The 12,256-nt window shown below is 63.7% G+C and carries 1 protein-coding gene and 6 pseudogenes; all 7 read right to left on the reverse strand.

Going from position 1 to position 12,256, the window contains the following annotated elements; all coding sequences use genetic code 11:
• Nucleotides 1-690 (reverse strand): TonB-dependent receptor plug domain-containing protein (locus ASE43_RS20225; RefSeq protein WP_157500147.1); only part of this gene is annotated, 690 nt, incomplete at its 3' end.
• 220 nt (nt 691-910) lie between these two features.
• A pseudogene (locus ASE43_RS22755) lies at nt 911-1,408 on the reverse strand (TonB-dependent receptor); the annotation flags it as partial.
• 1 nt (nt 1,409) lies between these two features.
• Nucleotides 1,410-2,308 (reverse strand): annotated as a pseudogene (locus ASE43_RS22760) (TonB-dependent receptor); the annotation flags it as partial.
• Nucleotides 2,242-3,048: pseudogene (locus ASE43_RS22765) on the reverse strand (TonB-dependent receptor); the annotation flags it as partial. The pseudogenes ASE43_RS22765 and ASE43_RS22760, both read right to left, overlap by 67 nt.
• A gap of 1,178 nt (nt 3,049-4,226) precedes the next feature.
• Nucleotides 4,227-4,679: pseudogene (locus tag ASE43_RS20240) on the reverse strand (Plug domain-containing protein); the annotation flags it as partial.
• A 515-nt stretch (nt 4,680-5,194) separates the two neighbouring features.
• Nucleotides 5,195-8,229: pseudogene (locus ASE43_RS20245) on the reverse strand (TonB-dependent receptor).
• 887 nt (nt 8,230-9,116) lie between these two features.
• Nucleotides 9,117-11,952, reverse strand: a pseudogene (locus tag ASE43_RS20250) (TonB-dependent receptor).
• Nucleotides 11,953-12,256: the final 304 nt, after the last annotated feature.

Genomic DNA, 12,256 nt, shown 5'->3' on the forward strand with positions numbered 1-12,256 from the left:
CGTGCCGATGGTGAAGTCGTAGGCCTGACGGAAACCGTCGCCCTTGTCGAAGGCGCCCAGGTAGGCGTTGGCTTCGGCGCCTTCGAAGTTCTGGCGCAGGATCACGTTGACCACGCCGGCGATGGCGTCGGAGCCGTAGATGGTCGAGGCGCCGTCCTTCAGGACTTCGATGCGCTCGACAGCGGCGGTCGGGATGGTGTTGAGGTCGACTGCGCCACCGAGACCGGTGCCGCCGACCCAACGACGGCCGTTGACCAGCACCAGGGTGCGGTTGGAGCCGAGGTTGCGCAGGCTGACGCGGGTTTCGCCGCCGACCCAACGACGGCCGTTGACCAGCACCAGGGTGCGGTTGGAGCCGAGGTTGCGCAGGCTGACGCGGGTTTCGCCGTTGCCGCCGTTGTTGAAGGAGCTGTTGAGGGTCGAGCCGTTGGCCGTGATGTTCTGGATCACGTCGCCGACCGAGGTCAGGCCCTGCGCGGTGATGTCTTCGCGGCTGAGCGAGAAGATCGGCTGCGAGGTCTCGATATCGGCACGCTTGATGCGCGAACCGGTGACCTCGATGCGGTCAAGGGTGGTGGCTTCTTTCTCGGTTTCCTGTGCAAAGGCGACGCCGGTGCCTGTGGCAGCGGTGGCGCCCACTGCGAGGGCGAAGGTAATCGCCTCGCGGAGCTGGGTGGTCTTCAAGGTCATCTCTCTCTCCAAGTCAGTCTTGGTGTCCCATGGGAGCCTGCCGGGTGGCGCAAAACGAGTGGCCTAAGTCGGCAAGGCTGGGCCGATACTAGCCGCCCCCCGTGAGTAATTAAAGTGTCGTTAACTGACTAGGGGCAGTCTCGAGAGTTGATGAGATGGCACACAAAAAGATACGGCCCCGTATGGGGCCGTATCGGGGTACTACCGGATTTGGAGCCGATCAGAACTTCTGCGCGTAGCGGAAGTAGACGAAACGGCCTGGGACTTCGTACTGCGGATCGAACGAGTTGGCGAAGGTGGTGGCCGACACCGGCGGGTTCTTGTCGAAGATGTTGTTCACGCCGATGGTGACCTTCGCGTTCCACGGAGCGTTCCAGAAGAAGCTCGCGTCGTGGTACGTGGTGGCACCGATATGGCGCTCGGCCGCGTTGCGCTGGGTGAAGCTGTCGCCGCCGGCCACGCCGTCCCAGACGCCGTTGGCGTTGGCGTCGGTGGGGATGGCGACGATGCGGTCCGGGTCGCTGCACAGGAAGGCGTAGCCGTAGTCTTCCAGGGCCTGGCAGTTTTCGGTCTGCGACGAGTAGTAGCGGATGTTCCAGGTCGCGCCGATGTCGCCCTTCTCCCAGCGCGTGGCCAGGTTGGAGCGGATACGCCAGGCGTTGGACTGGTTCGGGCCGTCGTATTCGCCGACCTGGTTGCCGCCTTCGTTGAAGCGCAGNTGCGACGAGTAGTATCGGATGTTCCAGGTCGCGCCGATGTCGCCCTTCTCCCAGCGCGTGGCCAGGTTGGAGCGGATACGCCAGGCGTTGGACTGGTTCGGGCCGTCGTATTCGCCGACCTGGTTGCCGCCTTCGTTGAAGCGCAGCTTCTGGCCGATCACCGGCACGTCCTGCTCGTTTTCGCCGTAGATGCCGTTGCCGTTGAGATCGTCCTTCTGGCTGGCCAGGTAGGTGGTATCCCAGACGAAGCTGAACTTGCCCCAGGCGGTTTCCGGCAGACGGTAGTTGACGGTCAGGTCGTAACCCTCGACCTCGGTGCCGCCGATGTTGGTGGTGGCGTTGAGCAGGGTCTGGATGTTGCCGTCGGAACGGCGGGTATACAGGCCGCAGGTCAGGCCGGTGCCGGCGCTGTCCAAGCACTGCTGGATGATGTTGGCGCCGCCGCGGGTGGTGAGGGCGTCCTCGATCTTGATGTTCCACCAGTCCAGATTGATGTCCAGGCCTTCGATCCAGCTGGGGCTGTAGACCAGACCCAGGGTGGTGGTCTCGGCGCGCTCGGCCTTCAGGTTCGGATCGCCACCGACCGAGATGCGGATCTGCCGGTTGTCCTGCTGGTAACCGCCGTTCGGCACGCCCTCGGCGACGCAGCGCGCCCGAGCGGACGGGGTCTGATTGCCGAAGTTGGCATTGTTGCAGGGGTCGCTGAGGAGCGGGAACGAGTCGGCGATGCCGGAGAACAGCTCGGAGATCGACGGCGCGCGGAAGCCCTGCGACCAGTTGCCGCGGATCATCAGGTCGTCGATCGGCTTCCAGCGGAAACCGAACTTGCTGTTCAGCGTGTCGCCGAAGTTGCTGTAGTCGGAGTAGCGGGTCGCATCAGGTCGTCGATCGGCTTCCAGCGGAAACCGAACTTGCTGTTCAGCGTGTCGCCGAAGTTGCTGTAGTCGGAGTAGCGGGTCGCGACCGAGAAGTCGAGCAGCTTGGCGAACGGCACATCCGACAGCACCGGGATCGCGAGTTCGAGGTAGGCCTCGTCCAACGAGTAGGAGCCGCTGGTGGAGGCGCGGCTGTTACCGGTGGTGTTGCCCGAGTTGATCAGCGCGTCCGGCGAGTCGTAGCCGGACTCGGAACGGTGCTCGATGCCGAACGAGAAGCCCAGCGGGCCGCCCGGCAGGTTGAACAGGTCGCCGCCGATGTTGGCGTAGTAGCTGTTCTGGAGATAGTTGTACTCGTCGTGCGCGGTGAACGAGACGAAGTTCAACATGTCCGGGGTGATGCTGCCGACGCCGCCGAGCAGGTTCAGCGGCACGCAGCCATTGATGGTGGCGGTGGGGGTGCCGCAGCGCGCCGCGCCGCGTGCGTCGCGGAACGACGGGCCCAGTGCCTGCTGCAGGGCGATCATGTTGAACAGGCCGTAGGTGGTGTTATTGGCCTTGTTCTCGCCGCGGAAGTAACCGGCTTCCCAGTCGAAGTACTTCTCGCCGACGGTCAGCGTGCCTTCCAGGCCGGCGTTCATCGCGAACGTGCGCACGTCCTGGTTGAACGAACGACCGCCCGACTCGGTGATGCGGCGGTTGATGCGCGAGATGTCCTGGCCGAACGGGTTGTAGATGCTGTTGCGGCTGATGAAGATCTGCTGNAACGAACGACCGCCCGACTCGGTGATGCGGCGGTTGATGCGCGAGATGTCCTGGCCGAACGGGTTGTAGATGCTGTTGCGGCTGATGAAGATCTGCTGGCCCGGCACCGTGGCGCCCGGGGCGGTGCCCAGCACGATCGGCATCGAGGCGAGCAGTTGCTCGGACTCGCGCTGGTTGTAGGTGATGGTGGTCTTGAAGCGCAGGCTATCGGTGATGTCCAGGGTGCCGGACGCGAACACCGAACGGCGTTCCTGCGGAGTCAGCAGGTAGTTCTCGGGCGCGAAGTTGTAGATGTCGCCGGGCGCCACGAACGGACGCGGGGCGCTGTTGCCGCCCGCATTGTAGGTGAAGGTGCCGGGGCCGCCGTTGAAGTTGGTCTGACCACCGGTGCACGCGCCATTGCTGTAGCCACCGGGGCACAGGGCGAAGCGGCCGCCCGGGCTGGTGCCCGAGCCGAAGCCGGTGCCGGTGCCGATCTTCGGCTCCTTGGAAATGTAACGGTCGCCGGCCATGACCGGCTCTTCCTTGACGTAACCGAAGCCGAGCATCGCGCTGAAGCGGTCGGAGGTCGCGCCGATGGTGAAGTCGTAGGCCTGACGGAAACCGTCGCCCTTGTCGAAGGCGCCCAGGTAGGCGTTGGCTTCGGCGCCTTCGAAGTTCTGGCGCAGGATCACGTTGACCACGCCGGCGATGGCGTCNCGTGCCGATGGTGAAGTCGTAGGCCTGACGGAAACCGTCGCCCTTGTCGAAGGCGCCCAGGTAGGCGTTGGCTTCGGCGCCTTCGAAGTTCTGGCGCAGGATCACGTTGACCACGCCGGCGATGGCGTCCGAACCGTAGATSGTCGAGGCGCCGTCCTTYAGGACTTCGATGCGCTCGACCGCGGCGGTCGGGATGGTGTTGAGGTCGACCGCGCCACCGAGACCGGTGCCGCCGACCCAACGACGGCCGTTGACCAGCACCAGGGTGCGGTTSGAGCCGACGTTACGCAGGTTGACGCGGGTTTCGCCGTTACCGCCGTTGTTGAAGGTGCTGTTCAGCGTCGAACCGTTGGACGTGATGTTCTGGATCACGTCGCCGACCGAGGTCAGGCCCTGCGCGCTGATGTCTTCGCGGCTGAGCGAGAAGATCGGCTGCGAGGTTTCGATATCGGCACGCTTAATGAGATCGGAAGAGCANTAGGACTTCGATGCGCTCGACCGCGGCGGTCGGGATGGTGTTGAGGTCGACCGCGCCACCGAGACCGGTGCCGCCGACCCAACGACGGCCGTTGACCAGCACCAGGGTGCGGTTGGAGCCGAGGTTGCGCAGGCTGACGCGGGTTTCGCCGTTGCCGCCGTTGTTGAAGGAACTGTTGAGCGTCGAGCCGTTGGCCGTGATGTTCTGGATCACGTCGCCGACCGAGGTCAGGCCCTGCGCGGTGATGTCGTCGCGGCTGAGCGAGAAGATCGGCTGCGAAGTTTCGATGTCGGCACGCTTGATGCGCGAACCGGTGACTTCGATGCGATCGAGGGTGGTCGGGTCCTTGCTCTCTTCCTGAGCGAAGGCCACGCCCGTGCCGGCGGCGGCAGTAGCGCTCACGGCGAGCGCGAACGTAATCGCCTCGCGGAGCTGGGTGGTCTTGAAGGTCATCTCTCTCTCCAGAAATCGGAATTGGTGTTGCCCATGGGACCCAGCCGGAGGAGTCAAGCAAGACGCCAATTTCAGCAAGGTGCGCCGGATCGTAGCCGCTCGTTATGCGAATTCCAACACGGTTTTAACGATATTTTTCGCGCACTACATGCATTGGCACGCAATGCGCTGAGTGCGCGCACACAATGCGTTTCTTCGTAACTTCGTATCGGTGACTAATGCTCAGAATCCAGGCACATGTCTGATGTGAAGTTGATTGTCATAGGCACGCGAAGAGCATGCTTTTACGAATAGCGCGTGCGCGTTTGGCGCTACTAAGTACAGGCTGTAGCGAGAGTATTCAGTGCGCAGACGTGCGCGCGCTGTGCGGTGCGAATGCAGGCGATGACGGTGCATGCCCGATCGCTACGCCGGGTCGAGCGGTGTCGCCGATAGCGGGACGGCGCCGCGCGCCGCCAAAAAAACTACGGCCCCGTGAGGGGCCGTAGCGGTTACTGCGGATGTCGCGGAGTCGATCAGAACTTCTGCGCGTAGCGGAAGTACACGAAGCGGCCCGGGACTTCGTACTGCGGGTCGAACGAGTTGGCGAACGAGTTCAGAACCACCGGCGGGTTCTTGTCGAAGATGTTGTTGACGCCAATGGTGACGCGAGCGTTCCACGGTGCATTGAAGAAGACGCTGGCGTCGTGGTACGTGGTGCCGCCGATGCGGTGCTGCGATTCCTTCAGCACGTTGATGCGATCGCCGCCGGCCGTGCCGTCCCAAACACCGTTGCGGTTGGTGTCGGACGGGACACCGATGAAGCGGGTCGTATCCGAGCACTTGCCCAAAGCCTCGAACTGCGCCGAGCAAGCTTCCGTCTGCGACGAGAAGTAGCGCATGTTCCAGGACGCACCGAAGTCGCCCTTCTCCCAGCGCACGGCCAGGTTGGAGCGGATCCGCCAGCGGTTGTTGTTCTGGGCGAATTCGCCGACCAGGTCGCCGCCTTCATTGAAGTTCAGGCGCTCGCCGATCTTGGGCTCGCGCTGGCGGTCCTCGCCATACTTGCCGTCGCCGTCGAGGTCCTGGAGGCTCTTGGCCAGGTAGGTGGTGTCCCAGATGAAGCCGAACTTGCCCCACGCGGTTTCCGGCAGACGGTAGTTGACCGTCAGGTCGTAACCCTCGACTTCCCGGCCACCGATATTGATGGTGGAGTTGAGCAGGGTGTTGATGGCGCCGCCGGGGCTGCGCGTGTACAGGCCGCAGGTCGAATCGGTACCGCCGGAGTCGACGCACTGCTGAATGATCGTGCTGCCGCCGAGCGTGGTGATGGCATCCTCGAGCTTGATGTTCCACCAGTCCAGGGAGATGTCCAGGCCTTCGATCCAGCTCGGGCTATAGACCAGGCCCAGGGTCTTGGATTCGGAGGTTTCCGGCTTCAGCTGGGGGTTGCCGCCGACGGTGATGCGGATCTGCGTGTTCGGCTGGACGTAGCCGCCGACCGGCACGCCTTCGGTGACGCAGCGTGCCTGGGCGACCGAACTCTGCTGACCGAACTGCGCGGTGTTGCAGGCGTCGGTGACGGTCGGGAACGAGTCGGCCCGACCGGCGAACAATTCGGAGATCGACGGTGCACGGAAGCCCTCGGACCAGTTGCCGCGGATCATCAGGTCGTCGATCGGCTTCCAGCGGAAACCGAACTTGCTGTTCAGCGTGTCGCCGAAGTTGCTGTAGTCGGGGACCAGTTGCCGCGGATCATCAGGTCGTCGATCGGCTTCCAGCGGAAACCGAACTTGCTGTTCAGCGTGTCGCCGAAGTTGCTGTAGTCGGAGTAGCGGGTCGCCACCGAGAAGTCGAGCAGCTTGGCGAACGCCACATCGGCCAGCACCGGGATCGCGAACTCGACGTAGGCTTCGTCGACCTTGTAGCTGCCGGCGGTCGCGGTGCGGGCGTTGCCGGTGGTGTTGCCGGAGTTGATCAGCGCGTCCGGCGAGTCGTAGCCGGACTCGGTGCGGTGCTCGAGGCCGAACGAGAAGCCCACCGGGCCGCCCGGCAGATCGAACAGGTCGCCGCCGATGTTGGCGTAGTAGGTGTTCTGTTCGTACTTGAACTCGTCGTGCGCGGTGAACGTCACGTAGTTCAGCATATCGGGCGTGATCGAGCCCGGCGCGCCGAGCAGGTTCAGCGGCACGCAGCCGGTGATGGTGGCGGTCGGGGTACCGCAGCGGGCGATGCCACGGCCGTCACGGAACGACGGGCCCAGCGCCTGCTGCAGGGCGATCAGGTTGAACAGGCCGGTGGTGGTGTTGTTGGCCTTGTTCTCGCCGCGGAAGTAGCCGGCCTGCCAGTCGTAGAAGTTATCGCCGAAGGTCAGCGTGCCTTCCAGCATCGCGTCCATCGCGAAGGTGCGCACGTCCTGGTTGAACGAGCGGCCGCCGGTTTCCCTGGCGCGGCGCTCGACCGCGGTCACGGTCTGGCCGAACGGGTTGTAGATGTTTTGCGCGCTGATGTTGATCGCGCGCTGCGCCGGCGTGGTGTTCGGCGCCGTGCCCAGGCTGATCGGCATCGAGGCGAGCAGCTGCTCGGACTCGCGCTGGTTGTAGGTGATGGTGGTCTTGAAGCGCAGGTTGTCGGTGATGTCCAACGTGCCGTTGGCGAACACCGAACGGCGCTCCTGCGGGGTCAGCAGGTAGTTCTCGGGCGCGAAGTTGTACAGGTCGGCCGGCGCGACGAACGGACGCCAGTTGGTGCCGCTCTGGCCCGGGTTGTAAGTGAAGGTGCCGGTGGTGCCGTCGGGACGGCGGCCGTTGAGCGAGAAGTTGCCGAAGATCGTATTGGTGCTACCGCGGGCGTTGCCCGTGCCGACCGTCGGTTCCTTGGAGATGTATCGGTCGCCGGCCATGATCGGCTCTTCTTTGACGTAGCCGAAGCCCAGCATGGCGCTGAAGCGGTCCGAGGTCGTGCCGATGGTGAAGTCGTAGGACTGGCGCCCGCCGTCGCCCTTGTCGTAGATGCCGATGTAGGCGTTGGCTTCGGCGCCTTCGAAGTTCTGACGCAGGATCACGTTGACCACGCCGGCGATGGCGTCGGAGCCGTAAATCGTCGAAGCGCCGTCCTTCAGGATTTCGATGCGCTCGACCGCGGCGGTCGGGATGGTGTTGAGGTCGACCGCGCCACCGAGGCCGGTGCCGCCGACCCAGCGCTTGCCGTTCACCAGCACCAGGGTGCGGGCCGCGCCCAGGTTACGCAGGCTGACGCGGGTCTCGCCGTTGCCGCCGTTATTGAAAGAGCTGTTGAGGGTCGAACCGTTGGCGGTGATGTTCTGGATCACGTCGCCAACCGAAGTCAGGCCTTGCGAGGTGATGTCTTCGCGGCTGAGCGAGAAGATCGGCTGCGAGGTCTCGATGTCGGCGCGCTTGATGCGCGAACCGGTGACCTCGATGCGGTCGAGGGTGGTGGCTTCCTTGCTCTCTTCCTGAGCGAAGGCAACACCGGTGCCGGCCGCGGCGGTGGCGCCCACCGCGAGCGCGAAGGTGATCGCGTCGCGAAGCTGGGTGGTTTTGAAGGTCATCTCTCTCTCCAGAAAATCAAAATAGGTGGAACCCATGGGACCCGGCCGGGGGAGTCAAGAAAGACGCCAATATCAGCAAGGTGCGGCGGATCGTAGCCGCTAGTTCCAGCGAATCCAACACGGTTTTAACAGTGTTTTTTTGGCGCTACATGTATTGGCACTCAATGTGATGAGTGCGTGCGCGTAATGCGTTTCTTAGTGAGTTCTTATTGGTGCCTAACGCAAAAAATATCTGTGCGCTTATGGTGTGATGAGTATCAATTTAGACACTCGAAAGGCATGTTTTTCGCGCTGTTATTGCTCGCATGGCGCTCGGCATGCAGACGATCCGCTAGGTCTGCCTTGCTGCGTCGCGCACGTCTCGATGACGCGTTGCTGCGCTTGTTGGAAACATGCGCAGCTATGCCGTCGTTCTGCCGCGGTGGCATCAAAGGATGAGGATTTGGTTTTGGCTGGCGAGATGCCTGCCAAAAAACACGGCCCGCACCGGGGCGCAATGTCAGCGGGCGATGACGCGATGCGCGCGCTGCGGCGCGTTATGTCGCGACGAAGTTAGAGGTGGGCGAGATTCGCCGCGTCGTCTCGCGGTGGCGTCGTTGACCGATTAATCGCGTGCGACGCGAGCACACCGCGACACATGATGTTGCGACGAAGTCGGAGGCGGGCCAATCGCTACCTCGTCACTCGGCAGCGTCGCTGCCGATTCATGCATGTGACATGCGCGCGTCGCGATACATGATGTCGCGACGAAGTTGGCGGCGAGCGAGTCGCTGCATCGTCCCGCGCTGGCGTCGTCGGCCGATCGCTGTCGGGCGAGACGGGTGCCGTACAAAAAACTACGGCCCCGTGAGGGGCCGTAGCGGTTACTGCGGATGTTACGGGGTCGATCAGAACTTCTGCGCGTAGCGGAAGTAGATGAAGCGGCCCGGGACTTCGTACTGCGGGTCGAAGCTGTTGGCGAAGGTCGACGCGGAACGCGGCGGATCCTTGTCGAACAGGTTGTTCACGCCAACGGTGATGCGAGCGTTCCACGGCGCGTTGAAGAAGACGCTGGCGTCGTGGTACGTGGCGCCGCCGATGCGGTTCTGCGGACGCAGCTGCGGGCCGTCCGGAGCGGTGCCCGGGTCGTTGCCGTCGAGGTTGGTGATGCGGGTCGGATCCGAGCACAGATTGACGCGCTGTGCGGCGGCGATGGTGGCGCAGGACTCTTCCTGGTGCGAGAAGTAACGCACGAACCAGGTCGCGCCGAAGTCGCCCTTCTCCCAGTTCAGGGCCAGGTTGGAGCGGATGCGCCAGTTGTTGGTGCGTGCCGAACCGCCCTGATACTCGCCTGCCGTGTTGCCGCCTTCGCCGGTCACCGGATCTTCGGAGACGATGCCGTCGCCGTTGACGTCGGTGGTCGACTTGGCCAGGTAGGTCGTGTCCCACACCACGCGGAACTTGCCGTACGAGGTTTCCGGCAGCTTGTAGCCGACGGTCAGGTCGTAGCCTTCGTTGAAGATCGTACCGACGTTGGACGGGGTCGACTGCAGGCCGGAGATCTGGCCGTCAGGCGCGCGCTGCACCAGGGCGCAGGCACTGGCGGTGCCGTTGCGGTAGCAGTTGTCCAGGATGGCCTGCGCGGTCTGGGTGAAGATCGCGTTTTCGATCTTGATCTCCCACCAGTCCAGCGAGATGTCGAGACCTTCGGCCCAGCTCGGGCTGTACACGAAGCCCAGGGTCTTGGAGGTGGAGTTCTCCGCGCCCAGGTTCGGGTTGCCGCCGGTGGTGGTACGGATCTGGGTGTTGATCTGGTTGTACGCCGGCACCGAGCCGCACGCCGCCGGGCGGTTGGTGTTCGGAGCGCCCTGCAGCGAGCCGTTGCAGGGATCGGTGATGGTCTGGAACGTGTCCGAGACGCCGGTGAACAGCTCGGCGATCGACGGAGCGCGGAAGCCTTCCGACCAGTTGCCGCGGACCATCAGGTCGTCGATCGGCTTCCAGCGGAAACCGAACTTGCTGTTGAGCGTGTCGCCGAAGTTGCTGTAGTCCGAGTAGCGGGTCGCCACCGAGAAGTCGAGCAGCTTGGCGAACGGCACGTCGGCCAGGACCGGCACCGACAGTTCGAGGTAAGCCTCGTCCAGCGAGTAACCGCCGGCGGTCGCCTTACGGGCGTTGCCGGTGGTGTCGCCGGTGTTGACGATCGCGTCGGGCTGGTCGAAGCCGGACTCGGTGCGGTGTTCCATGCCGAACGAGAAGGCCAGCGGGCCGCCCGGCAGGTCGAACAGGTCGCCGCCGACGTTGGCGTAGTAGGTCTTCTGCTTGTAGCCACGGGTGTCGTGGGCGACGAAGCCGGAGTACGCAGCCATTTCCGGGGTGAAGCCGCCACCGCCGCTGAGCAGGTTCAGCGGCACGCAACCGGCGATGATCGCGGTCGGGGTGCCGCAACGGGCCACGCCCTGGCCGTCGCGGAACGACGGGCCCAGCGCATTGCGCAGCGCGCTGATGTTGTACAGGCCGAAGGTGGTGTCGTAGCGCTTGTTCTCGCCGAAGAAGTAACCGGCTTCCCAGTCGAACGCACGCTCGCCGACTTCGAAGCTGCCTTCGAGGCTGCCGTCGAACGCGAAGGTGTTCACTTCCTGGTTGAAGCTACGGCCGCCGAGCTCGGTCGGACGGTACTGGATGCCGGTGACGGCCTGGCCGTAGGGGTTGTAGATGTTCTGCGCCGAGATCGAGATGTTGGCGCCGTTGGTGCCCGGAGCCGCGGTGCCCAGGGTGATCGGGCTAGCCGCCAGCAGCTGCTCGGAGATGCGCTCGTTATAGGTGATCGTCGTCTTGAAGCGGACGTTGTCGGTGATGTCGAACGAACCCGACGCGAACACCGAACGACGCTCCTGCGGGGTCAGCAGGTAGTTGTCCGGAGCGAAGTTGTAGGCATCCGGCGCGGTGAAGGGACGGAACGCCGTCGAACCGGCGCCGGTCGGGGTCGGGATGAAGGTGCCGACAGTGCCGTCCGGGCGGCGGCCGCCGGCCAGCGAGAACTGACCCTGCGGAGTGGTGCCCGAGCTGCCGAAGCCAGCGGTCGAGCCGAAATTCGGCACGGCCGAGATCTTGCGATCGCCAGCCTTGACCGGCTCTTCCTTCACGTAGCCGAAGCCCAGCATCGCGCTGTAGCGGTCGCCGGACGTGCCGATGGTGAAGTCGTAGGCCTGACGCTCGCCGTCGCCCTTGTCGAACGCGCCGATGTAAGCGTTGGCTTCAGCGCCTTCGAAGTTGCGACGCAGGATCACGTTGACCACGCCAGCGATGGCGTCCGAACCGTAGATCGTCGAGGCGCCGTCCTTTAGGACTTCGATGCGCTCGACCGCGGCGGTCGGGATGGTGTTGAGGTCGACCGCGCCACCGAGACCGGTGCCGCCGACCCAACGACGGCCGTTGACCAGYACCGCCGTTGTTGAAGGTGCTGTTCAGCGTCGAACCGTTGGACGTGATGTTCTGGATCACGTCGCCGACCGAGGTCAGGCCCTGCGCGCTGATGTCTTCGCGGCTGAGCGAGAAGATCGGCTGCGAGGTTTCGATATCGGCACGCTTAATGCGCGAACCGGTCACTTCGATGCGGTCGAGGGTGGTCGGGTCCTTGCTCTCTTCCTGAGCAAAGGCCACACCCGTGCCGGCAGCGGCAGTGGCGCCCACGGCGAGCGCGAAAGTAATCGCGTCGCGGAGCTGGGTGGTCTTGAAGGTCATCTCTCTCTCCAGAAAATCGGAATTGGTGGTACCCATGGGACCAAGCTGGCGGAGTCAAATAAGACGCCAATTCCTGCAAGGTGGCGCCGATACTAGCCGTCAGAAGTGAGTAATTAAAGTGTCGTTAAACGTCGTCTTTTGACAAATTCTTCACACTATTCAGCTGGCGTTCCAATTGAGCGGGTTTACGTTCAATTTCAGGCCTAAATACGCATGCGTACAGTGTTTTTGTGCGTGATTAGCGCGACGGACGGTGCGAATTCACGACACGATTGGTGCGGTGGATCACCGCTTTGGCGCAAAC

Origin of the sequence: Lysobacter sp. Root983 (genome assembly GCF_001429345.1) — a bacterium.
Classification (GTDB): Bacteria; Pseudomonadota; Gammaproteobacteria; order Xanthomonadales; family Xanthomonadaceae; genus Lysobacter.